This is a genomic window from Flavobacterium urocaniciphilum (assembly GCF_900110615.1).
Lineage (GTDB): Bacteria > Bacteroidota > Bacteroidia > Flavobacteriales > Flavobacteriaceae > Flavobacterium > Flavobacterium urocaniciphilum.
In genome coordinates this window covers 220,050-245,439 of record NZ_FOEI01000002.1, presented here as the reverse complement: position 1 = coordinate 245,439, position 25,390 = coordinate 220,050, and the positions used below count along the sequence as shown (strand labels likewise).

Sequence of the window (25,390 nt, the reverse complement as noted above, 5' to 3'; positions counted from 1 at the left end):
TATGAAAAAGTTAATTCCATTTATATTTTTATCTCTTACTTCTGCAACAAATTATGCACAAGAAATTAAGAAAGATGAAATTAAAAGAGAAGGTGGACATTATGACGTTAACAAATTTAGTCAAATGTATAGCGAAATGGCTACACCTAACATGTTTAGAACTGCTTCTGGAGCTCCAGGACCAGCTTATTATCAACAACGTGCTGATTATAAAATTAACGTTGAATTAGACGACAAACTTTCTCGTTTAAATGGTAATGAAACGATAACGTATTATAATAATTCTCCGGAATCATTAGAATACATTTGGGTTCAATTGGATCAAAATATCGAAAAACCAAATGGTGCAACAACTCTAATTGACAATCAAAGTATTCCAGGAGCAGCATCTCCAGCAAATTTCGCTCAAAACTATATGGAAAAACCTTTCGAAGGTGGATTCAATTTAGAATATGTAAAAGATGCCAAAGGGAACAATATGAAATATACCATCAATCAAACTATGATGCGTATCGATTTACCTCAACCCTTAAAAAAAGGAGAAAAATTAGTTTTCTCAATCAAATGGTGGTACAATATTGTAAATTACATGGGAACTGCTAAAAATGGTCGTTCTGGTTACGAGTTATTTCCTGACGGGAACAAATTATATGTAATGGCACAGTTTTACCCAAGAATGTGTGTGTATAGCGATGTTGAAGGATGGCAAAACATGCAGTTTTGGGGAAGAAGTGAATTCGCTTTAACATTCGGAAATTACGATGTTAGCATTACAGTTCCTGCAGACCACGTAATGGAAGCTACAGGAAGTTTACAAAATAGAAATGAAGTATTTACTGCTGAACAAGTTAAAAGATGGGAATTAGCAGAAAACACTTTTGACAAACCAGTGGTTATTGTAACACAACAAGAAGCAGAAGCTTCAGAAAAAGGATTTTCAACAGCTAAAAAAACTTGGAAATTTAAAGCTGAAAATGTTAGAGATTTCGGGTTTTCTACATCTAGAAAATTTATCATAGACGCAATGGCTGTTCAAGTTGGAAATAAAAAACCAATGGCAGTTTCTATCTATCCAAAAGAGGCCAATCCACTTTGGGGTGATTTATCAACAAAAGCTGTTGCTCATACTTTAAAAACATATTCAAAATATACCTTTGATTATCCTTATCCAAAAGCGGTATCCGTTTCAGCTGAAGACCAAGGAATGGAATATCCAATGATTTGTTGGAATTACGGAAGACCAGATGAAAACGGAAGAATTAGCGACCGTGTAAAATATGGAATGTTAGGAGTAATTATTCATGAAGTTGGACATAATTTCTTCCCGATGATTGTAAATTCAGATGAAAGACAATGGACTTGGATGGACGAAGGTTTAAATACTTTCTTAGAATATTTAACAGAAGTAGAATTCGACAAAAACTTCCCAGTAGATAGAGGTCCAGCTCGTTTAATTGTACCTTACATGAAAGGAAATCAACAATTTTTAGAACCAATTATGAGTAACGGTGATGTGGTTTATAATTTTGGTGCAAATGCTTACGGAAAACCAGCTACTGGATTAAACATCTTACGTGAAACAATTATGGGTCACGAATTATTTGATCATGCGTTTAAAACGTATGCAAATCGTTGGAAATTTAAACACCCAACTCCAGAAGATTTCTTTAGAACTATGGAAGATGCATCTGCTGTAGATTTAGATTGGTTTTGGAAAGGTTGGTTCTACTCAACAGATTATGTTGATTTAGGAATTAAAAATGTAGCTCAATATTATGTTACAGAAAACCCAACTAAAGAAGTTAAAGAAACATTTAACAGAAGAGGTAGAAAAATTGCTGATGCAGGTCCGATGATTTATTTAGTTCCTGAAGAATCTGCAGAATTAAAACCAGAATCAAAAAATGCTTTAGAAAAAGAGAAAATTCAAGTTTTAAACGATTTCTTAAATAAAAATTATACTAGTGAAGAAAAAGCAGCGCTTAAAAATCCGAAGTATTTTTACGAAGTAGAATTTGAAAAACCAGGCGGTATGATGATGCCAATTATCGCTGAATTAGAATTTGAAGACGGAACTAAAGAAACACACAAATTCCCTGTTCAAATTTGGAGAAGAAACAATGTTACTGCTAAACGTGTTTTTGCAACAGAGAAAAAAGTAGTAAAAATTCAATTAGATCCAAAACTAGAAACTGCTGATATTGACACCACAAATAATATTTGGCCTAAAGCAGCAGCAGCTGATAAATTCGATACTTTAGAAAAGAAATAATTTCACAACAAACTATTAAAGTGCAATTCGTTAGGATTGCACTTTTTTGTTAAAAAACTTCTAACTTCTAACATCTAACTTCTAACTTTTATTAACTTTGCAATTCAAATTTTACAAATTATGTTTGGTATAGGCGGCGGCGAGCTTTTTTTTATTTTAATTGTGATTTTAATGCTTTTTGGTTCTGACAAAATCCCTGAAATTGCCAGAACATTAGGTAAAGGTATGGCGCAATTAAAAAACGCTACCAATGAAATTAAGCACGAAATTCAAAAAGGTGCTGAAGAAAGTGGTTTAGATATGAAAAGCTTAACTGGCGGTATTTCTGAAGAGATTGCTAGTGCTAAAGAAAGCATGAATCAAGCGATTAATCCTGTGGAATTACAAAATCCTGTAGAAGAAATTAAAGAAGAATTTGAAAACTTATCTGGACCAATAAAACGTCAAATGTAATGTTGGAAAAAATTATTGATTTAGATAAAAGTCTTTTCGTTTTTTTAAACAATTTGGGTTCTGAACCTTTTGATCCAATTTGGAAATTAATTACCAATCAATTGAATTGGATTCCTTTTTTCTTATTGGTTGCTTACATTTTATATAAAAAAGTTACTCCCAAACAATTTCTAATTACATTAGTTTTCATTGCATTAATGATTACTTTTTCAGACCAAGTAACCAACTTAGTTAAAAATAGCGTAGAACGTTTACGACCATGTAACGACTTAGAAATTAAAGATCAAATCAGAATTGTAAAAGAAAGCTTAACATTCAGTTATTTTTCTGGACACGCTGCTAATTCAACAGCAGCCATGATGTTTATTTTCTTAATTTTACGAAAATATTACAAGTATACTTTTTTACTTTTTTTATATCCATTAATTTTCGCGTATAGCCGAATTTACCTTGGCTTACACTTTCCTTTGGATATTCTAACTGGATATCTTTTTGGAAGTTTAGTTGGGATTTTGTTTTACAAATTATATGTAAAATTTATTCAAACCTTTTTAAAAGTTACAACACACGAGTAACTGTTAACCCATCACGAATAGGCAATAAAACTGTTTCTACTCGAGGATCTTCATTTATAATTTTATTATATTCAAGTAAAATTGGAGTTGTTTTATCGTTATGCTTTACTTCTTGTAAAACTTTTCCGCTCCACAATACATTATCCGATAAAATAATTCCGCCTTTGTTCATCATCGGAACAATCAAATGAAAATAATTAATGTAATTTTCTTTATCTGCATCGATAAAAACCAAATCAAACTTTTTATTTAAGGTTGGAATAATTTCAATAGCATCGCCAATGTGTTGGAAAATTTGCTCTGAATATTCAGACAACTCAAAATATTTTTGCTGAATTTCTTCTAATTCTTCATTAATATCAATCGTATCTAACGTTCCGTCTTTTTGCAATCCTTCTGCTAAACACAATGCTGCATAACCTGTGTACGTTCCTATTTCTAATATGTGTTTCGGATTGATAATTTTAGACAACATACTCAACACTCTTCCTTGAAAATGGCCGCTTAACATTCTTGGTTGCAACACTTTTTGGTGTGTTTCTTTACTCAATTTAACCAATAATTCTGGTTCTAATTGTGAATGATCGGCAACGTATTGTTCTAATTTATCAGATATGAAATGCATAATAATTTGATTTTCGAACTACAAAAGTACAAATTCAATTTTTTCTATAATCAGATTTCTGAATTCTAAATTCTAAATTCACTATTTTTGCACCATGCAAGCAGATAAAAAAGACATACGTGCTTTAACCAAAGAGCAATTAAGAGATTTTTTCGTAGCAAACGGAGACAAAGCATTTCGTGGTAATCAAATTTACGAATGGTTATGGAACAAAGGCGCACATACTTTTGAAAATATGACCAATATTTCAAAGGAAACTCGTGCCATGTTAGAAGCTAATTTTGTAATCAACCACATAAAAGTTGATACGATGCAACGCAGTGAAGACGGAACGGTAAAAAATGCGGTTCGTTTACACGACGACTTAATTGTAGAATCGGTTTTAATTCCAACAAATACTAGAACAACTGCTTGTGTATCTAGTCAGGTTGGTTGTAGTTTGGATTGTAATTTTTGTGCTACCGCTCGATTGAAACGTATGCGAAACCTAACACCTGGTGAAATTTACGATCAGGTTGTAGCAATTGATAATGAAAGTCGATTGTATTACGACCGACCGCTTTCCAACATCGTTTTCATGGGAATGGGAGAACCGTTGATGAATTACCCAAACGTTATGAAAGCCATAGACATGATTACTTCTAATGAAGGATTAGGTATGTCGCCAAAACGTATTACGGTTTCAACTTCTGGCGTTTCAAAAATGATAAAAAAAATGGCGGATGATGAAGTGAAATTCAAATTAGCCGTTTCCTTACATTCTGCTATTGAAGCAACTCGAAATGAAATCATGCCTTTCACCAAAAGTTTCCCGTTACCCGAATTAAAAGAAGCGTTGGAATACTGGTATAAAAAAACCAAAAGCAAAATCACTTACGAATATGTAGTTTGGAAAGGCATTAACGACGATAAAGCTTCCATTGATGCATTAGTGAAATTCTGCAAATATGTACCTTGTAAAGTCAATTTAATTGAATACAACGCTATTGATGATGGAAATTTCCAACAAGCCAGCGAACAAGCGATAAACAATTATATTTCTGCTTTAGAGAAAAACAATATTGTGGTAAAAGTAAGAAGAAGTCGCGGAAAAGACATTGATGCCGCTTGCGGACAATTAGCGAATAAGAGTTAGTAAATTAACTTGAAATTAGCTACTTTTGTTATCGAATGAAAATCACCGAAAAAATAAAAGAACCGATTGCCTTTGAAATGGAACTTTTCGAAAAGAAGTTTCAATTGGCTATGTCTTCTAAAGTGGCTCTTTTAAACCGAATTACCCATTACATCGTTAACCGAAAAGGAAAACAAATGCGACCAATGTTTGTTTTCTTAACCGCTAAAATGGTTTCTGGCGGAACAGTAAATGATAGAACCTATCGTGGTGCTTCGGTAATTGAACTAATTCACACAGCAACGTTGGTTCATGATGATGTAGTAGATGATAGTAACAAACGTCGTGGTTTTTTCTCCATCAATGCACTTTGGAAAAACAAAATTGCGGTTCTAGTAGGCGATTTTCTACTTTCAAAAGGATTACTTCTTTCTATAGATAATAACGATTTCGATTTACTTAAAATAATTTCTGTTGCCGTTCGTGAAATGAGCGAAGGTGAATTATTACAAATTGAAAAAGCACGTAGATTAGATATTACTGAAGATGTTTATTACGAAATTATCCGACAAAAAACAGCTACTTTAATTGCGGCGTGTTGTTCTTTAGGTGCTTGTGCAGTTGCTCCAGATGATAAAGAAGTAATTGAAAAAATGCGAAAATTTGGCGAGTTAATCGGAATGGCTTTTCAAATTAAAGACGACTTATTTGATTATACAGATGATGCCATCGGTAAACCAACTGGTATTGATATTAAAGAACAAAAAATGACCTTGCCTTTAATTCATACGTTGAACAATTGTTCTCCAAAAGAAAAAAGTTGGGTTATTAATTCGATAAAAAATCATAATAAAGACAAAAAACGCGTTAAGGAAGTCATCAACTTTGTAAAAAACAATGGTGGATTAACTTATGCCGAACAAAAAATGATTGAATTTCAACAAGAAGCATTGTTATTAATTCAAAACTTCCCTCCTTCTACTTACAAAGATTCTTTAATCTTAATGGTCAATTACGTAATTGAAAGAAAGATATAATTAATTAGCCAATTTTTCAATGTGCCAATTAGCCAATTACTAAAAGAGTACAAAAAACAAATTGTCTAATACAACCATTTAAAAAACAAAATCGTCTATGATAGTAGATGGTTCAATCGCATATTGACTAATTGAAAATTGACACATTAACCAATGCAACCTTTTTAATTACAAAATCGTCTATACTAATAGAAGATTTAATCGGCACATTGCTAATTGAAAATTGACACATTAACCAATGCAACCATTTTAAAACAATAATCGTCTTTTAAAATATAAGCCAATTTAGAATATAGAATTGTAAAAAAACATGAAAGTAATTCCATTACATCAAGAAGAAAAACATTTGATTGCAGAAGCGATAAACAACAATCGTCAGGCGCAACATCAATTGTACACCAAATTTTCTCCTAAAATGTTAAGTGTGTGTCGACAATATATTAAAGACATTCACCATGCGGAAGATGTGATGATTTCAGGTTTTATGAAAATGTTTACCAATCTGAAAAAATTTGAACACAAAGGCAGTTTCGAAGGTTGGATTAAAAGAATAATGATACACGAATGCATCGATTATTTAAGAGTTAAGAAAAACAGTTTTAATCATGCTAATATTGACGATGTAACGTATTCTGAAGAAGAAGCAAATTATGAAATTGAAGGTGATTTTTCTATTGACGACATACAATTATTAATAGACAATTTACCCGAAGGATATAAAATGATTTTCAACTTATATGTTGTTGATGGATACAAACACAATGAAATTGCAGAATTATTAAATATTTCAGAAGGCACATCAAAATCGCAACTTTCTCACGCAAGAAAAATGTTGCAAACCCAAATCACAGAATTAAAAAATAAGAACAATGGCACTAAATAATTTCGATAAAAACGTACAAGAGAAATTCAATTCCAGAAAAATTGAACCCTCTTCACAAGCTTGGGATAGATTAGACGCTATGCTAACAGTAGCTGAAGAAAAAAAACAACCAAAAAAATTCTTTTGGTTAAATATGGCTGCAACATTTCTTGTATTTACAGGAATTGGATATGTTTTTTTTCAACAAAATCAAAAACCTGAAATTTCACTTCCACAAAATGAAGTGGTAACAACTAAAGAAACACCTTCAAACGAAGTTGAAATTACAGAAAATAACGAAATCAGTATTTCAAATAACGAAGTAAACGAATTAGCAATAGCTACACCTAAAACTTCAAACACAAAAACAAAAGTAGTACCTAAAGTAAATGACAATTCGATCCACAAATCTAAATTAGACACTTATTTAGCAGTTGTAGAAAAAGAAAACAAAGCAACACAACAAGAACAAATAAATCAAAAACCAAATTATAATTATGTAACTCCAGAAACTTTATTGGCCGAAGCGCAAGGTCAGAAAAAAGATAAAGAAGTTGTAAATCCTTATAAATCATCAATAAAAGTGAATTCAAATGACTTACTTTCTTCGGTTGAATCAGAGCTCAATCAATCGTTTAAAGAAAAAGCATTAAGTAAATTCAAACAAGCCAAATCGGCAGTCGTAAACAGAAACTATAATTAAACAACAATTTTAAAATTTAGAAATCATGCAAAAAATTATTTTATACCTAAGTTTAGCGTTACTAGCTACTTGCACACAAGTACACGCACAAACAAAAACTTTCGAACAAAAAGTAAAAGAAATTTCAACAAAAATTAAATCTATTTCTGAAGAAGAAAAGCAAGCTTTAAAACTGGAAATATCTGCCATTGAAAAACAAGTTGAAGAAAACAAAATAACTAAAGAAGATGCGGCTGCTTTAAAAACAGCTGCTGCAGAAAAACACGCAGCTAATATTGAAACAAGAGTAGCTGAACAAGAAGCATTAATAAGAGATTTAGTTCATGGAAAAGTTGATGTTGAAGTAACAAATGACAGCATTAAAAACAAAATGAAAATTTCAATTGGAGCAAAAAAAGATTCTTTAAAATCTGAAAACAGAACTACAAGTCAATTTGTTTTTGCAGTTGGTTATAACAATTTAGTTACTGATGGTGCAGTTGCCAATTCGGAATTCAAATACAACCGTTCTAGCTTTTTTGAATGGGGAATTACTTGGAACACGCGTTTATCTAAAAATTCAAATTTAATGCATTTTAAATATGGATTAGGATTTCAATACAACATGTTACAAGCTAGTGAAAACAGAGTTTTAGCTGATGTGGACAACCAAACTGTTTTAGTGCCTTTTTTCACAGATTTAAGACCTAATAGAACGTATTTTAAAAACGTATATTTTGTAGTACCAATGCATTTAGAATTTGATTTTTCTAAAACAAAAATGGACGGTGAAAATAAAATTTTCAAATCACATAGAGGTGCTCGTTTCGGAATCGGTGGATTTGTGGGTGTAAATACAAACTCTAAACAATTTATTGCATACCGTCAAGATGGTTATAAAATTACAGAAAGACAAAAAGGAGATTTTAACGTAAACGATTTTACTTACGGATTAAGTACTTATATTGGTTACAAACAAACTTCTCTTTACTTGAAATACGATTTAAACCCAATTTTCAAAAACAATCCAATCGACCAAAACAATATTTCATTAGGTATTCGTTTTGATTGGAACTAAAAAACAGAATTACATTTGAGTTATATATAAAATGCTTTTTTCAAAACCTACAGGATTTTTCTTGTAGGTTTTTTTTATGTTTTTTAATATTGTATTTTTACCAGCAATTACCAAATTTTCAACATTGATCTCAAAAGAAACCATAGAAAAAGTATTTGACCAAGCTCGTGTAGAGGAAGTCATTGGCGATTTCGTACAGTTAAAACGCTCCGGAAGTAATATGAAAGGACTTTCCCCGTTTGTGAACGAAAAGTCGCCTTCGTTTATGGTTTCTCCTGTGAAACAAATTTGGAAAGATTTCTCATCAGGAAAAGGTGGTAATGCCGTCACATTCTTAATGGAACACGAACATTTTACGTATCCGGAAGCCATTAAATATTTGGCCAATAAATACGGAATTGAAGTAGAAGAAACCGTTGTAACTAACGAAGATATCGAACAAGCCAACGAAAAAGAAAGCATGTATTTGGTTTCGGAATTTGCTCGAGATTATTTTCACAAAACGATGTTGAATACGGATGAGGGTCAAGCTATTGGTTTATCCTATTTTAAAGAACGTGGTTTTACAAAAGACACTATTGAAAAATTTCAATTAGGTTATTCACCCGATTCTTGGGATGCTTTCACTAAAGAAGCCTTAGGTAAAGCCTACAAATTAGAATACTTAGAAAAAACCGGGTTAACCATCGTAAAACAAGAAGACGGAAAAACATTCGATCGATTTAAAGGTCGCGTGATGTTCCCAATTCATAGCATGAGCGGTCGTGTTTTAGGTTTTGGTGGAAGAATTTTAACCAACGACAAAAAAGCCGCAAAATATTTAAATTCACCTGAAAGTGAAATTTATCATAAAAGTAAAGTTTTATACGGAATTTTTCAAGCCAAACAATCGATTGCCAAATTAGACAATTGTTATTTGGTGGAAGGATATACCGATGTCATTCAATTTAATCAAAGTGGTATTGAAAACGTAGTTGCTTCTTCAGGAACGGCTTTAACACCAGACCAAATTCGTTTGGTAAGTCGTTTAACCAATAACATGACGGTTCTTTTTGATGGAGATGCGGCTGGTTTACGCGCTTCTATTCGTGGAATCGATTTAATTCTGGAAGCTGGAATGAACGTAAAAGTTTGTTCTTTCCCAGATGGTGAAGATCCTGATAGTTTTGCGAAAAACAATTCATATGATGATTTAAAAAAATATTTAGACGAAAATTCGAAAGATTTCATACAGTTTAAAGCCGATTTATTAGTTAAAGAAGCCAATAACGATCCGATAAAAAAAGCCGAATTAATTAGAGATATGGTAATTAGTATTTCTAAAATTTCGGATACCATTAAACGTGAAGTATACATTAAAGAATGTTCTCGTATTATGGATATTTCGGAAGAAGTTTTGTACAATACGTTAGCACAATTACTTAAAAAAGATATTTCGGATGCGAATAAAAAATTCGTAGAAGAAAAAAAGGCTTTTGAAGTTGTAAAAAATAACGAGCAATTAAAACCTGAAAAAATTGATACGCAATATATTTTTGAACAAAAAATTATTGAAATTTTATTGGTTAACGGATTGAAAACGGAAACCTTTACGGATATTTTTCAGGTGGAAGATGAAAATGGCGAATTGGTTGAAGTAAAAGAAAACAACACCTATAAAATTTACGAAAAAATTTATTTGGCGTTGCAAGAAGATGAAATTGAATTATCGAATCCCATTTTTAGAAATATTTATCAAGATATTATCAATTATTACAATCAAAATTTAGAATTTGAAATTGATAAATACATTTCACAAACAACACCTGAAATTACAGATAAAATCACTTCTATTTTAATGTTGGAAGAACGCGATACGCTTCACAAATGGCATTTACGTAAAATTGTTGTGGACGATAAAGATTTAACACTTGAACAAAATGTTTCCGAAACTATATTATCGTATCGCTTTTTATTGATAGATAAAATGATTGCTGAAAACATGAAAAATCTTTCTCCAGATGTAACTGTAGATAACTCTGAAATTTTATCAACAAGTAAAGATTTAACTACTTTAAGAAACGTAATTGCTAAAAATTTAGGTCGCGTTTTGGTTCGTTTTTAAAAAAAATTGCCATTTCGAATAGGTTAAAACAACAACTATTCGAAATGACAAAATTAAAAACAACTTAATAAAACAATTATATTATCTCTAACTGTTTAGCCTTATTTATTAAATCCAATAAATTGGTTACGCTTAATTTCTGCAATAAACGCAATTTATATGTACTGATGGTTTTTTCATCTAAATCTAAAATCTTAGCCACTTCTTTATTTTTTCTTCCTTCACTAAAATAACGTAAAACCTCGATTTCTCTTGTCGATAGCTTTTTATATAAACGCTCCGATTTTTTGGTTTTGTTTAATATTTCGATGGCTTTTTTCACTTCAGAACTAAATATCAAATCACCATTACTTACTCTAGTAATTGTATTTTCCAATTCAGGCAATATAACATTCTTAGAAACATAAGCTTTAACGCCCGCTTTAATGGCAGGTGGTGCATACATAGTATCTGAAACATTTGTAAAGAAAATTACCTTTAAGTCTGGATATTCTTGAAGTAATGTTTTAATTTTTAAAATACTATTTAAACCTTCTAATTCTACATCTATAATAACACAATCTACTAAATCTGCTGCTAGTTTACGTTCCAAATCAGCAAAATTAGTAACACCGTATTTTACTTTTATAGTAGAATTATTATTAAAATAAGTCTGAACTCCCAAGTGTACTACAGGGGAATTATCTGCTAAACAAACTGTAATCATCTGTATCCTTTTTAAAATGTTAGCAATAATTTTATTACACAAATTTAGGAAAAATATTTCAAAAAAACAGAATGTATTTATCTGATTTTTAATTCTTTTGGAATTTTACATACAGGAATCGGTTGCATTTTATGCTGATTTATCCTATTTAATCGAGAAAAAATAGCAAAAACTTCGGCTTGTCTACCTTCAAAATTTTCTATTTTACTACCTTTTTCCGCTTCTAACATAGCCCATTCTAATTCGTCATAATTAGCACCTAATTGATCTTCATCACTTCGATCATCGCCAAATAATCCATCAGTTGGCTTAGCCACTAAAATACTTTCAGGAACTCCAACAAATCGCGCCAATTCTCGCACTTCACTTTTCATTAAATCGGCTATCGGACTCACATCTACTCCACCATCTCCATATTTCGTATAAAACCCTACTCCAAAATCTTCCACTTTATTTCCTGTTCCAGCAACTAAAAAACCATGAATTCCTGCCATATAATACAAAGCCGTCATGCGTAAACGAGCTCGAGTATTTGCTAAAGTTAAATGTAAAGCTTTCTCATTCTCACAAGTTGGCACGTTATTTTTAAAGGTTTCAAAACTTGGTGTTAAATCAATTCTATCGTTAAAAACATTTGGAAAACGTTTTTTTAATTGATCAATATGCTCATTGGCTCTATTAACATGACTTTGCGCTTGATGAATTGGCATTTCAACACATAAAACCGGAAAACCTGTTTGGGCACACAACGTTGATGTTAATGCACTATCAATTCCTCCTGATATTCCAATAACAAATCCTTTTACACCAGAATTTTCTGCATACGTTTTCAACCAATTTACAATATGATTGTTTATTCCTTCTAAATTTAAAACGGTTTTATTTGACATAATTTTAATAAATACTTTAGCTATATAATTATATATTTGCAGTTCAATAATTTTTGATAAAAATAGTAAATTTCATACGATGAAAAAATTAATCTTTTTACTTATTTCAGGTTGTTTCTTTATACAATGCAAAAAAAATGATGCTATCGAAGTAGCAGACGTGAAGAAGTCGGTAGATTTAAATATTGAGCGCTTTGATAAAGAATTTTTAAATGTCGACGAACAAAAACTTGTTGAATTAAAAAGAAAATACCCGAAATTTCTTCCTGAAAGAGAAGAATATACAAGTGAATTTTGGATTAACAAATCGAAAGAACCTGCATTTATCGACTTAAACAAAGACGTTCAAAAAAAATTTAACGATCTTTCTAAATTAGAGAATGATATTGAAAATTTAGTTTCTCGTGTGAAATATTATTTTCCAGAAGAAAAAACACCGAGAGTATTTACTATCATCAATGAAATTACCATTGACAAAAAAGCATTTTACACAAATGATGAAATTATTATTTCATTAGATGCTTATTTAGGAAAAGATTATAAGTTTTATGGTGAATTCTCAGAATACCAAAAAGCAAACTTAGAACCAAACCAAATTTTGCCCGACTTAGTAACTAATTTCGCTTATAGAAAAATTTTGCCTTCACAAGACAAAACACTTATTAGTGAAATGATTTATTATGGTAAATTACAATACTTAAAAGACCTATTAATTCCAGAGGTACCAAACTATCAAAAAATTGGATTTTCTGAAATAAAATACAAATGGTGTGAAGAAAATGAAGCACAAATTTGGGCGTATTTCATCGAAGAAAAACTATTATACGAAAGCAATCTAAAAAACAATCAACGTTTTATTGAAGACGGTCCATTTACGAACTTCGGGCGACCTGAAATTGACAGAGAATCACCTGGAAGAGTTGGACAATGGGTAGGTTGGCAAATTGTAAAAAGTTATATGGAAAATAACGATGTAACTGTAGACCAATTATTAAAAACAGAACCAATAATAATCTTTAACAATTCAAAATACAAACCAAAGAAATAATGAATAAATCATCTGAAATAAAAATCAATATAGAATTAGACCAAAATAATGTTCCAGAAAAATTACTATGGACAGCTGAAGATGGTGGCGTAAATAACGAAGAAGCAAAAACCGTATTATTATCCATTTGGGATGCAAATACCAAAGAAACGTTACGTATCGATTTATGGACAAAAGACATGCCTGTTGATGAAATGAAAATATTTTTCCATCAAACATTAGTAGCCATGACAGATACTTTTCAACGTGCAACTGGTGACGAAAAAATGGCCGCAACCATGACTGATTTTTGCGATTATTTTGCAGAAAAATTAGAATTAAAAAAATAAATTTCTCCGAATTTATAAATTAAAAAACCATCAAAATTGATGGTTTTTTTTATGGACAATTATTAAATAAAAGTTAAACTATTATAACGTAATAGTATTACTATTATATTTGCGCTATAAATTATTAATTATGGATGGTTATATTACAAATATTAAAATTCAAGTAAATCCAAAAATCTATGTAAAAGACCCTGAAACCTCGGTTTTAGGAAAGAAAATAATACAGCAAAGTATTATTCTCATTGATGAAATTGGCTTTGAAGAATTTACATTTAAAAAGTTAGGCGAAAAAATTGGCTCTAACGAAAGTTCCATTTATAGGTATTTTGAAAATAAACATAAACTTTTAGTATACTTATCTTCTTGGTATTGGGCTTGGATGGAATATCGATTGGTATTTTCAACTGCTAATATTGAAAACAAATTAGAAAAACTAAAAAAAGCAATAAGCATTGTAACAGGAACTATTCATGATGATCATTCTACAGAACATGTTAACGAATCTATTTTAAATAAAATCATTATTGAAGAATTTGCAAAAATGCTTCATACTAAACATGTTGACAAAGAAAACAAAGAAGGGTTTTTCTTAATCTACAAACAAGTTAATTATAGAATTGAAAAAATGATTAACGATGTAAACCCAGATTATCCGTTTGCGAAAAGTTTAGTATCATCTATAATTGAAGGATCGCTGCATCAGCATTTCTTAAAAAACCATTTAAAAACTATTACGAATTGTAACGATGAAGTTAATCCGTCTTCCTTTTACATTCATTTAATAGAAAATCTTTTAAAACAATAAAGTATGTCACCATTAAAAAGATATTTTAACTTATTACGATTAGACAAAAAAGATATTTTTCAAATAATTTCTTACGCCATTTTTGCGGGAATTATCAGTTTATCTTTGCCTCTAGGAATTCAAGCCATTATTAATTTCATACAAGCTGGAAGAGCAAGTGTTTCTTGGGTTGTATTAGTAATACTTGTAGTTCTTGGCGTAGCATTTGTTGGAATTTTATCGGTTATGCAATTACGAATAACGGAAAATTTACAACAAAAAATATTCATTCGTTCGGCATTTGAATTTTCATATCGTATTCCGAAATTAAAATTTAATGCTACCTACAACAAGCATTCATCAGATATTGCCAATCGTTTTTTTGATACCTTATCAATTCAAAAAGGTACTTCAAAATTACTAACGGATTTTTCTGCAGCTTTACTTCAAATTTTATTTGGAATAATCTTGCTTTCCTTATATCATCCGTTCTTTATCATTTTTGGAATATTATTAACGCTTTTATTGTATATGATTTTTAAATTTTCGTATGATTCTGGATTGAAAACCAGTTTAAAAGAATCGAAATTTAAATACAAAGTTGCAGGTTGGTTACAAGAATTATCTAAAAACTCTTTTAGTTTTAAAAATCCAAATCAATTAGATTTTGCTCTAGACAAAAACAATAAATTAGTTAATGATTACATCAATTATAGAGAACAACATTTTAAAGTAATTAAGAGACAATTTTTACAATTGATTACTTTTAAAATAATTATTACTGCCAGTTTATTATTAATTGGAGGGTTTTTAGTTTTAAATCAGCAAATGAATATTGGTCAATTCGTTGCCGCTGAAATCATCATTTTATTAGTGATTAATTCAGTTGAAAAAATAATTTTAGGATTAGAAACTTTTTATGATGTATTAACTTCTGTTGAAAAAATTGGACAAGTAACTGATTTAGAAATTGAACCAGAATCAAATACTATTCAAACAAATTGCACCATCAATCTTTCTTTAGAACTTGAAAATGTAAGTTTTAAATTTTCAGATGATAAAGTATATGTTTTAGATGATATTAATCTAAAAATTGCTCAAGGTGAAAAAATTACAATTGAAGGTGATAACGGTGCTGGTAAAACCACTTTATTTAGAATTTTAACAGGGTTAATTCAACCAACACAAGGTCATTTCATCATTAATGACGACACTTTTAACAAAATGGACATCAATCAATACAGAACACATTTTGGCAGTATTTTACAAGATGAAACATTGTTCGAAGGAACCATATTTGAAAATTTAACCTACAACAATCCGAATATTTCAAATGAAGATATTAAGTGGGCTTTAGACAATTTAAAACTTACTAATTTCATAAAAACATTACCTGAAGGCTTACAAACACCAATTATTCCAGACGGCAAACAACTTTCTTCTTCTAATATCCAAAAGATACTATTAGCGCGTTGTATTTTAAACAAACCTAGAATTCTGTTTTTAGAAAATCCTACTGATAAAATGGATCAACAAACAGCCAAAGAAATAATTGCATTTCTAATGGATCCAAATCAAAAATGGACTGTAATTGTTACTTCTAACAATAAAGAATTTAGTAATAATAGCAACCGAATTATTACAATGGAAAAAGGAAAAATTAGTAACATTTTAAATAAATAATTATGTTAAATGTTTCAAATAACAATCGAATAAATAGTGAGAAATTAGAAAAATTCAGCACTATTCAAAAATTATATAAAACGAATCATTACAAGGTTTTAAATAAAATTTTGTTGGCTTTTATTGTTGTAGTAATACTATTTTTATTTCTTCCTTGGACACAAAATATTTCTGGTTCGGGAGCAGTAACAACTCTAAAACCAGACCAAAGACCGCAAACGATACAATCTTTAATTTCAGGAAGAATTGAAAAATGGTATGTTAATGAAGGGGATTATGTAGAAGAAGGCGATACTATTTTATTCATTTCAGAAATAAAAGAAGATTACTTAGACCCGAATTTAGTTGAAAATACTAAAAATCAAATGTTAGCTAAGGAAAATGCGGTAAATTCTTATGAAGGAAAAGTCACAGCACTTGGTTCACAAATGAATGCAATAAACAATGAAAGAGATTTAAAATCAAAACAAGCTAAAAACAAAATCCGACAAACACTTTTAAAAATAAAAAGTGACAGTATGGATTTAGAAGCCATTAAAACGCAAATCAAAATCGCTAATACACAATTTAAACGTTCGGTTCAATTAAATAAAGAAGGTTTAAAACCCTTAACGGATGTGGAAGAAAAGCGTTTGAAATTACAAGAAATTGAAGCAAAATTAATTACTCAAGAAAACAAATTGCTAAGCAGTGAAAATGAATTAATAAATGCTCGTGTTGAAATAAGCAGAATTAATGCAGAATATTCTGAAAAATTATCGAAAGCTCAAAGTGATCAATATACCGCAGAAAGCAGCAAATACGACACTAAAGCACAAGTAAATAAACTGCAAAATCAATACAACAATTACAAAATTAGAAATGGAATGTATTACATAAAAGCGCCACAAAGCGGTTATGTAAACAGAGCTTTAAAATCAGGTATTGGTGAAAACATAAAGGAAGGAACTCCAATTGTGAGCATCATGCCTGCTCAATACGATATTGCTGTTGAAACATTCATTTCTCCAAATGATTTTCCTTTAATTCAAAAAGGAGAAAAAGTTAGAGTATGGTTTGATGGATGGCCAACAATTGTATTCTCAGGATGGCCCGATTTATCATACGGAACTTTTGGCGGAAGAGTTGTAGCCATTGAAAATTTCATTTCAGAAAATGGTAAATACAGAGTATTAATTGCTCCGGATCCGAAAGAACAAAAATGGCCAAAACAATTGAGTATTGGATCGGGCGCACAAACAATGGCATTATTAGATAATGTACCAATCTGGTTTGAAATCTGGAGAACTTTAAACGGTTTCCCTCCAAATTATTATAAATCTGATAAAGAAAAGAAAAAAGATGATGTTGAAAAATAGTATTTTAAAGACTTACATTTTTATCCTATTCTTATTTATAAATGCAGTAAGCGCACAACAAACGAACAACGAATTGTCGTTTAATGAATATTTAGGAATGGTTAAAAAGTTCCACCCATTAGTTAAAATTGCCGATTTGAAAATTTCAGATGCACAAGCTAATTTATTGATGGCTCGTGGTGCATTCGATCCGAAAATTGAAGCCGATTTTAGCAATAAAGAATTTAATGATAAAACGTATTATTCTTTATTTAATGGTGGATTTAAAATTCCAACTTGGTACGGAATTGAAGTAAAAGGTGGCTTTGAATCTACAGATGGTTTATATGTAAATCCTCAAAATTCAACACCAACAGACGGTTTGACTTATGCTGGAATTTCTGTTCCTGTTTTACAAGGTTTTCTGATTAATCAAAGAATGGCCGATTTAAAAAAGGCAAAAATCAATATTAATTTGAGTAATGCTGAAAGAAATTTACAAGCTATTCAGGTTTTGCATTCGGCATCAATCGCTTATTTTAATTGGAAAAAATCTTATGATGAATTTAAATTATATGAAACTTATTTAAAAAATGCAGAAATACGATTTAAAGGCATTAGAACGTTAGTAGAACAAGGCGACAAAGCCGCAATTGATAGCGTTGAAGCTGGCATCACATTTAAAAACAGATTATTAAATAAAGAAGATGCTCTTTTGAAATTAACGAAATCGCGTTTAGAATTGTCTAATTATTTATGGACTACTAATTCCATTCCTATTGAATTGGAAGAACAAATGTTTCCTGAAGAAAAATTATTTTCAAACATTCAAGATTATTTAAAAACGGACGAACTAAATTTAGTAGATTTTTCAATTGAAAATCATCCCAAAATAAATGCAATCAATTATAAAATAAACATGTTAGAGATTGATAGGAAACTGAAATCAAATCAATTATTACCAAAAATAGACATAGGATATAATTACATCAATACGCCTAATCAATTTCAAGAGTTTCAATTTCAAAATTATAAATTGGGAGTAAATTTTGCATTCCCTTTATTCTTAAGAAAAGAAAGAGGAAGTTTAAAACTAACCAAACAAAAAATCGAATCGGAAAAATTTGCCATTAGTTTTGAAAAAGAACAAATAAATAATAAAATCGCTTCTCAAAAAGCTGAATTGATTTCCTTAAAAAAACAAGGAACTATTATTTCAGAATTAGTAAATGACAACACGACTTTGTTAAACTCTGAAGAAAGACTTTTTGAAATGGGAGAAAGTTCATTATTTCTAATTAACACCAGAGAAAACAATTTAGTTTTAGCACAATTATCAAAAATTTCAATTGAAAATAAATTCTTTATTTCGAATGTAGATTTATATAAAACGATTGCGAATCCAAATTAAAAATGCTCCCAATTGGGAGCATTTTTTTTATTTAATCATATCATAATAAGCTTTTTCCACTGCTTCTTGATGACTAGGATGCGCAATTTTAACCATTTCATTTACTCGTTGTTTCAACGTTTTTCCATATAAATTCGCTATTCCGTTTTCTGTAATGATGTATTGAACATGCGAACGAGTAGTTACCACTCCTGCTCCTTGTTTTAAATGTGGTACAATTCTACTTTCTCCTCTTTTTGTTATGGAAGGCAATGCGATAATGGCTTTTCCACCTTGACTTAAAGATGCTCCTCTAATAAAATCCATCTGACCTCCTACTCCAGAATACATATGTGCTCCAATGGAATCGGCACAAACCTGACCTGTTACATCAACTTCAATAGCCGAATTAATAGCAATCATTTTCGGATTTTTTCTAATATTAGCCGTGTCATTAACAATAGAAGATTCTTTCATTTCAATAAATGGATTATCATTTACAAAATCGTACAAACGTTTCGAACCAATTAAAAATGTTGCTAATGCTCTTCCTCTAGAAATTCCTTTATAATTACAATTTATAACATCATTTTCAATTAAATCGATTACGCCATCTGAAAACATTTCCGTGTGTAATCCTAAATCTTTATGATTCTTTAATTTACTTAATGCTGCATTCGGAATGGAACCAATTCCCATTTGTAATGTACTTTGGTTTTCAATTAAAGAAGCTACATATTCACCGATTTTTTCTTCTTCTGCAGAAAACGGACAAACTTCATGTGCAAAAATCGGCACATCAACCTCAACCAAATAATCAATTTCTGAAACATGTAAAATGCCATCTCCAAAAGTTCTTGGCATATTTTTATTGACTTGTGCGATTACAATTTTTGCATTTTCTATAGCGGCTAAACTAGCTTCAACTGAAACTCCTAATGAACAATAACCATGACTATCCGGCGGTGAAACATGAATAAAAACAACATCCAATTCTAAAACTTTTTTTCTAAAAAGCGAAGGCAATTCACTCAGAAAAACAGGTGTATACGATCCATTTCCAGCTTTTAAAGTATGACGCACATTCGCTCCAATAAAAAAAGAATTCACATGAAAACTCTCCGATAAATCTGGATTAGCATAAGGCGCATCTCCTTCTGTATGCAAATGACAAATTTCTACATTTCTTAATTCACTCGCTCTTTCAGCTAATGCTTTTGTTAAAATTGTTGACGTTGCGGCGGCAGCTTGAACATAAATTCGATCTCCAGATTTCACAACTTGTACAGCTTCTGCTGCGGTTACATATTTTCCCATACCTAATTTTTATGCAAAATTACTTGCGATTTACCTCTTAAAATATGACAAAACTCATACTATTCATAAAGATAAAAATTATCCAAAGATTATTGTATTTTTGCAAACTCAATTTCATTAAAATGATTGTAATAAAAACTGCTGAAGAAATAGAATTAATGCGTGAAAGCGCTTTAATTGTTTCTAAAACTTTAGGGATGATTGCGAAGGAAATTAAACCTGGAGTAACGACTTTATATTTAGATAAATTGGCCGAAACTTTCATTCGAGACCATGGTGCAGAACCAGCATTTTTAGGAATGTATGGATTTCCAAATTCGTTATGCATGAGTCCGAATACTCAAGTCGTACACGGAATTCCAAATGATACTCCTTTAGTGGATGGCGATATTATTTCTGTAGATTGTGGTGCATTAAAAAATGGTTTTTACGGTGATCATGCTTATACTTTTGAAGTTGGTGAAGTTGATGCAGCAACAAAAAAACTATTACAAGTTACTAAAGAATCATTATACATTGGAATTCGTGAAACTAAAGTTGGAAATCGTGTAGAAGATATCGGTTATGCTATTCAACAATATTGCGAAGGACATGGTTATGGAGTAGTTCGTGAATTATGTGGACATGGTTTAGGTAGAAAAATGCATGAAGATCCGGAAGTTCCGAATTATGGAAAAAGAGGTCGTGGTAAAAAATTAATCAACGGAATGGTAATTGCTATCGAACCGATGATTAATATGGGTACTAAAAACATCATTCAACATAAAGATGGTTGGACAATCACTACTGCCGATAAAAAACCATCTGCACATTTCGAACACGATGTAGCTATTGTTGACGGAAAACCAGAATTACTTTCAACTTTCGCCTATATATATGAAGCTCTAGGAATTGTGAGTAATGAAGAAGACGGTTTAAGAAGCGTACCATTAGTTTTATAATTATCACACAAAGCCACACAAAATTTACTCAAAGCCACGCAAAATTAATTTTAAATTTAATGAAATAACTAAATGAAGAAATTAACAAAATATCGTATAAAATAATTGGTTGTGCAATAGAAGTACACAAAATACTCGGACCAGGACTTTTAGAATCTGCTTATCAAAATTGTTTAATTTTTGAATTAGAGAGAATTGGACTAAAAGTAGAAAAAGAAGTTTCTTTACCAATTATTTATAAAGATATCGAATTAAACCACGGTTATAGAATTGACTTATTAATCAATGATTTAATCGTTATAGAATTAAAAACCGTTGAAGAATTAAATGAAGTTCATAAAGCTCAAATTCTTACCTATTTAAAATTAGGCGAATTTCCTTTAGGACTTTTAATCAACTTTCATTCTAAAATTTTAAAAAATAATATTAAACGATTTATAAATACATAAAAACAAAATTTTGCGAATCTCTGTGATTTCTCTGTGAAACTTTGTGTAATAACAAAATGAAAAAAATATTCAAATTTATACTTAACACGATTCCACGTCCAATCTTAATTAGATTGAGTATTGTGGTTCGTCCTATTATTGCGTTTTTGTTAAAAGGAAATACATTTACTGATCCAATTGACGGGAAAAGTTTTCGTATGTTTTTACCTTATGGGTATGGAACGCAACGAAACAATGTATTATCTCCAAGTACTTTATCATTGGAAAGACACCGTTTATTATGGTTATATTTAAAAAATGAAACTAACTTTTTCACTTCAACTGAAAAAATAAAAGTATTACACTTCGCTCCAGAACAAGAGTTTTATAAACGTTTTAAAAAGCAGGCGAATTTGGAGTATACGACTACTGATTTATTGTCACCATTAGCAGATGTAAAAGCAGACATTTGTAATTTGCCATTTGAAGACAATCAATATGATATGATTTTATGCAACCACGTTTTAGAACACATTCCAGACGATACTAAAGCGATGCAAGAATTATACAGAGTCATGAAACCAGGTGGAATGGGAATATTTCAAATTCCGCAAGATTTAAATAGAGCAGTTACTTTTTCAGATGATTCAATTACAGATCAAAAAGAACGTGCTAAAATTTTCGGACAATACGATCACGTTCGTGTGTATGGTAGAGATTATTTCGACAAATTAAGAAGCATTGGTTTTAGAGTGGAAGAAGTAGATTACACCAATACTATTTCTGCCGATTTAGTTGAAAAATATTGTTTAGCAAAAGGAGAAATTATTCCTGTGGTTTATAAATAAAAAAAGTCCCGATTAAATCGGGACTTTTTGTTTACATTATTTCTTTTCTTCTGGCATTAGAACTCCTATTTTCTTTTCTTTAGTTAGATATTTTTTTGCAACTTCTTGAATTTGTTTTGCCGTTACCGCATTTACATTTTCTTCATATTTTAAAATATCTTCTAAATTCCCTGAATTTGTAAAAGCTTTTGTAAAGTTAGACATCCAATATCTATTTTCTTTACTATTCTTTTTGTAGTCTAACAAATTCGTTTCTTTTACTTTTAATAAGTCTTTTTCTTCTGGACCGTTTGCTACTAATTTTTCCATTTCTTGAAGTGTAGATTGGATTAATTTTTCAGCATTATCTGGACCACATGGAAATGAAACATTAAAATTAAAAGATCCATAAGGAACTTTAGAAACTGAACCACTTGAACGTACTGTATAAACCCCACTTTCCGCTTCACGAAGTTTTTCTGTTAGTTTGATGTTTAAAATTTCGCCTAAAAACTGCATTGGCAGTACTTCATCGGCATTATATGAAGTTTCTCCAAATATCATAATATTTACATTACTTTTCGGATCAGTACCTTTGTTTACCACTTTTTTTACTTCCCCTTTTCTAACTCTATATCCTAAATCTTTGTATGTTTCCTTAGATTTGGTTGCAGGTAAAGAAGCAATATATTTCTTAATTAAATTTTCAAATTGAGTTTCATCAATATTTCCAACAAAGTAAAATTCAAAATCTCCGGCATTAGCAAATCGTTCTTTATATTTTTCATATGCTAATTTATAATCGGTATAAGTCCAATCTTTCTCCATTGGTACTAATCCTAAAAATCGTGGATTGTCTTGATTCAAATACGAATAAAATTCTTGACTAAAATAAAAGTTTGGTTGTGAAGCAATATTAGCAAACATTGAATTTTGCTTTTGTTTATACGCTTCAAACGCTTCTGCATCGTAATTTAAATCTGTAAAATACGCATACATCATTTGTAACATATACTCAAAATCTTTTGGTGTAGACGAACCTCTTAAACCTTCAGTTAATCCAGAAATATATGGAGAAACATTTGCAATTTTACCCGTCATGAATTTTGTAACATCATTCGTTTTTAATCCAGAAAAACCAGCTTCTGTTAAACCTCCATTAGCCCAATTTACTTTCTTAAAATCTTCATTTGAATACAAATTAGAACCACCAAAACTTACGGCTTCAAATAAAATTTCTTCATTTTTGAAGTCGGTTTTTTTGTATTTTACAACAGCACCATTCGATAATTCAAACGTTTTTACTCCAATTTTATCAATAGTCGATTTATTAATAATTGAACCTTCTTTAATTGGATTTCTTAATAATGAAGCGGCAACAGCTTTATCTTCATAATCTTTAATTGTAGAGGCATCATTATTAAGAACCGATAAAACTTCTGATTCTGTAATTTTTTTAATTGATTCTTTTTCTGGACTAGTTAAAATAACTACTCGATTTTCTTCTCTAATTAATTTAGAAATTTCTGCATTCACATCTGCCAAAGTAATAGTTGGAATAAATTTAGAATAAAATTCATACGACCATTCAATTCCTGGTAATAAGTTACCCGACAAGAAATGAGATTGTAATTCATTTACATACATTTCTGAATTTTGCTTATCTTTTTCTTTATATTGTTTGTCCTTCCAAGCTAATACTTCAGCTTTAGCCCTATCTAATTCACCTTGTTTAAAACCGAATTTTTTTACTCTATTATTTTCATCTACTAAAACTTTTAAAGCTTCTAACTGCTTGTTGTCTTCAGTCATTGCCATCGATTGATAAGCATTTTTAGTCTGAGCAAAAGTTTCGCCATGATAAGAGTATCCATATAAAAATGGAGGTTTATTTCCATTTGCATATTCGTCTAAACGAGCATTAATCATCGAAGTAAATAAACTTTCAACAATTGCCTTTTTCAAATCTTTTTCAGTTATTCTTTTCTTTGGAGTATCTAAATCTTTATATAATAATTGCACATCAGAACTTGAAGCTTCTTTATCCGATTCAATAGCAACAAAAGTTTCTTTATGATTAGGAACTTCAAATTGTGATCTAGGTTTTTCATTTTTAGGATTTTTATATGAACTAAAATGATCTTTAATTTTCTTTTCCATTTCATTCACATCAATATCTCCTACAACAATAACTGCCATTAAATTTGGACGATACCAATCTTTATAAAAACTAGTTAATTTATCATAAGTGAAATTTTCTAAAATTTCTTTTTGACCGATTGGCAAACGATGTGCATATTGAGAATTATACATCATTTTTGGCATAAATCGACCCATCATTCTTTTATCAGCTCCTAATCCTAAACGGTATTCTTCTAAAACAACACCTCTTTCTTTGTCAATTTCTTCTGGTGATAAAGTAGTATTAAAAGCCCAATCTTCTAAAATATTAAATCCATTTTCAATTTTTTCAGGACTATCTGCTGGTATTGGTAAAAAATAAACCGTTTCATCAAAACTTGTATAAGCATTTAAATGCTGTCCGAATTTCACCCCAATACTTTGTAAATAATCGACTAATTTATTCTTTGGAAATCTTTTTGTTCCATTAAAACACATATGCTCCATAAAGTGCGCCAATCCTTGTTGTTGATCGGTTTCTAAAATTGAACCCGCTTTAATAACAAGTCTTAAATCGACTTTTTTCTCAGGTTTCGCATTTTTTCTAATAAAATAAGTTAAACCGTTTGGTAAAACTCCAGTCTTCACATTTGGATCAAACGGAACTTTCACATCTAAATCTTGAGCCATTATACTCAAGGGCAACACAAAAAGAGCTACCGAAAACTTTTTGAAATAATTCATAAAATAATTTTTTGTTTGTATTTTAACATGATTGCAAATTAAA

At 30.3% G+C, this 25,390-nt stretch carries 23 protein-coding genes; 18 read left to right on the top strand and 5 right to left on the bottom strand.

The annotated features are described in order from the left end of the window. Position 1 precedes the first annotated feature (1 nt). The 3 genes from BMY86_RS05295 (at position 2) to BMY86_RS05285 (ending at position 3,300) form a co-directional block, all read left to right on the top strand. Complete coding sequence (locus BMY86_RS05295; protein ID WP_091466136.1) at positions 2-2,272, top strand: M1 family metallopeptidase; 2,271 nt, start codon at positions 2-4, stop codon at positions 2,270-2,272. 120 nt (positions 2,273-2,392) lie between these two features. After that, the gene (locus BMY86_RS05290; RefSeq protein ID WP_091466133.1) at positions 2,393-2,725 is read left to right on the top strand and encodes a Sec-independent protein translocase subunit TatA/TatB; all 333 of its coding nucleotides are present in this window, start codon (positions 2,393-2,395) and stop codon (positions 2,723-2,725) included. After that, positions 2,725-3,300 (top strand): phosphatase PAP2 family protein, encoded by a 576-nt coding sequence (locus BMY86_RS05285; protein WP_091466131.1) that lies wholly within the window; start codon positions 2,725-2,727, stop codon positions 3,298-3,300. Before BMY86_RS05290 ends, BMY86_RS05285 begins: the two co-directional genes overlap by 1 nt. Here BMY86_RS05285 and BMY86_RS05280 read toward each other — a convergent pair. Next, positions 3,284-3,925, bottom strand: coding sequence for an O-methyltransferase (locus tag BMY86_RS05280; protein ID WP_091466128.1), 642 nt, complete (start codon positions 3,923-3,925; stop codon positions 3,284-3,286). The two genes, BMY86_RS05285 and BMY86_RS05280, sit on opposite strands and share 17 nt — an antisense overlap. A 94-nt stretch (positions 3,926-4,019) precedes the next feature. Here BMY86_RS05280 and rlmN point away from each other — a divergent pair, with 94 nt between their 5' ends. The 6 genes from rlmN to dnaG all read left to right on the top strand — a co-directional run bounded on the left by rlmN (position 4,020) and on the right by dnaG (position 10,802). Beyond that, positions 4,020-5,060: a dual-specificity RNA methyltransferase RlmN gene (rlmN, locus tag BMY86_RS05275; RefSeq protein WP_091466125.1), complete on the top strand. Its 1,041-nt coding sequence runs from the start codon at positions 4,020-4,022 to the stop codon at positions 5,058-5,060. A gap of 35 nt (positions 5,061-5,095) precedes the next feature. Continuing rightward, the gene (locus BMY86_RS05270) at positions 5,096-6,076 is read left to right on the top strand and encodes a polyprenyl synthetase family protein (RefSeq protein ID WP_091466123.1); all 981 of its coding nucleotides are present in this window, start codon (positions 5,096-5,098) and stop codon (positions 6,074-6,076) included. A gap of 310 nt (positions 6,077-6,386) precedes the next feature. Beyond that, complete coding sequence (locus tag BMY86_RS05265) at positions 6,387-6,959, top strand: RNA polymerase sigma factor (RefSeq protein ID WP_091466120.1); 573 nt, start codon at positions 6,387-6,389, stop codon at positions 6,957-6,959. Then, a complete protein-coding gene (locus BMY86_RS05260) occupies positions 6,946-7,641 on the top strand; it encodes a hypothetical protein (RefSeq protein ID WP_091466118.1) in 696 nt (231 codons plus the stop codon). The genes BMY86_RS05265 and BMY86_RS05260 overlap by 14 nt, the downstream gene beginning before the upstream one ends. Before the next feature lie 25 nt (positions 7,642-7,666). Beyond that, positions 7,667-8,698 carry a porin family protein gene (locus BMY86_RS05255; protein WP_091466115.1) on the top strand — a complete coding sequence of 344 codons (1,032 nt, stop codon included), beginning with the start codon at positions 7,667-7,669 and terminating at the stop codon, positions 8,696-8,698. 124 nt (positions 8,699-8,822) lie between these two features. Beyond that, the gene (dnaG, locus tag BMY86_RS05250) at positions 8,823-10,802 is read left to right on the top strand and encodes a DNA primase (RefSeq protein ID WP_091466860.1); all 1,980 of its coding nucleotides are present in this window, start codon (positions 8,823-8,825) and stop codon (positions 10,800-10,802) included. 76 nt (positions 10,803-10,878) lie between these two features. Here dnaG and BMY86_RS05245 read toward each other — a convergent pair whose 3' ends face one another. Together BMY86_RS05245 and nadE are read right to left on the bottom strand one after the other, a co-directional pair. Beyond that, entirely contained in the window at positions 10,879-11,508 is a 630-nt protein-coding gene (locus BMY86_RS05245) for a response regulator transcription factor (protein WP_091466112.1), read from the bottom strand. Positions 11,509-11,585: 77 nt separating this feature from the next. After that, positions 11,586-12,398, bottom strand: a complete 813-nt coding sequence (nadE, locus tag BMY86_RS05240) for an NAD(+) synthase (protein ID WP_091466110.1) — start codon at positions 12,396-12,398, stop codon at positions 11,586-11,588. Positions 12,399-12,477: 79 nt separating this feature from the next. Here nadE and gldB point away from each other — a divergent pair, with 79 nt between their 5' ends. The 6 genes from gldB to BMY86_RS05210 all read left to right on the top strand — a co-directional run bounded on the left by gldB (position 12,478) and on the right by BMY86_RS05210 (position 18,990). Beyond that, the gene (gldB, locus tag BMY86_RS05235; RefSeq protein ID WP_091466107.1) at positions 12,478-13,446 is read left to right on the top strand and encodes a gliding motility lipoprotein GldB; all 969 of its coding nucleotides are present in this window, start codon (positions 12,478-12,480) and stop codon (positions 13,444-13,446) included. Next, on the top strand, positions 13,446-13,775 hold the full coding sequence (gene gldC, locus BMY86_RS05230) for a gliding motility protein GldC (protein ID WP_091466105.1): 330 nt from the start codon (positions 13,446-13,448) through the stop codon (positions 13,773-13,775). The genes gldB and gldC overlap by 1 nt, the downstream gene beginning before the upstream one ends. Positions 13,776-13,905: 130 nt before the next feature. Continuing rightward, a complete protein-coding gene (locus BMY86_RS05225) occupies positions 13,906-14,580 on the top strand; it encodes a TetR/AcrR family transcriptional regulator (RefSeq protein WP_091466103.1) in 675 nt (224 codons plus the stop codon). 3 nt (positions 14,581-14,583) lie between these two features. Continuing rightward, the gene (locus tag BMY86_RS05220; protein ID WP_091466101.1) at positions 14,584-16,242 is read left to right on the top strand and encodes a peptidase domain-containing ABC transporter; all 1,659 of its coding nucleotides are present in this window, start codon (positions 14,584-14,586) and stop codon (positions 16,240-16,242) included. Positions 16,243-16,244: 2 nt separating this feature from the next. Then, positions 16,245-17,600: an HlyD family secretion protein gene (locus BMY86_RS05215; RefSeq protein WP_091466099.1), complete on the top strand. Its 1,356-nt coding sequence runs from the start codon at positions 16,245-16,247 to the stop codon at positions 17,598-17,600. After that, positions 17,584-18,990, top strand: a complete 1,407-nt coding sequence (locus BMY86_RS05210; protein WP_245745605.1) for a TolC family protein — start codon at positions 17,584-17,586, stop codon at positions 18,988-18,990. Before BMY86_RS05215 ends, BMY86_RS05210 begins: the two co-directional genes overlap by 17 nt. Positions 18,991-19,017: 27 nt before the next feature. Here BMY86_RS05210 and BMY86_RS05205 read toward each other — a convergent pair whose 3' ends face one another. Next, the gene (locus BMY86_RS05205; protein ID WP_091466095.1) at positions 19,018-20,286 is read right to left on the bottom strand and encodes an acetyl-CoA hydrolase/transferase family protein; all 1,269 of its coding nucleotides are present in this window, start codon (positions 20,284-20,286) and stop codon (positions 19,018-19,020) included. 122 nt (positions 20,287-20,408) lie between these two features. On the opposite strand from BMY86_RS05205, the gene map reads away from it, so the two are divergent. The 3 genes from map (at position 20,409) to BMY86_RS05190 (ending at position 22,503) form a co-directional block, all read left to right on the top strand. Next, positions 20,409-21,227 carry a type I methionyl aminopeptidase gene (gene map, locus BMY86_RS05200; RefSeq protein ID WP_091466093.1) on the top strand — a complete coding sequence of 273 codons (819 nt, stop codon included), beginning with the start codon at positions 20,409-20,411 and terminating at the stop codon, positions 21,225-21,227. Between the two features lie 80 nt (positions 21,228-21,307). Then, positions 21,308-21,676, top strand: a complete 369-nt coding sequence (locus tag BMY86_RS05195) for a GxxExxY protein (RefSeq protein WP_091466858.1) — start codon at positions 21,308-21,310, stop codon at positions 21,674-21,676. A 56-nt stretch (positions 21,677-21,732) separates the two neighbouring features. Then, complete coding sequence (locus tag BMY86_RS05190; protein ID WP_091466090.1) at positions 21,733-22,503, top strand: class I SAM-dependent methyltransferase; 771 nt, start codon at positions 21,733-21,735, stop codon at positions 22,501-22,503. Positions 22,504-22,539: 36 nt separating this feature from the next. On the opposite strand, the gene BMY86_RS05185 is transcribed toward BMY86_RS05190, so the two are convergent. After that, complete coding sequence (locus BMY86_RS05185) at positions 22,540-25,347, bottom strand: M16 family metallopeptidase (RefSeq protein ID WP_091466088.1); 2,808 nt, start codon at positions 25,345-25,347, stop codon at positions 22,540-22,542. Positions 25,348-25,390: the final 43 nt, after the last annotated feature.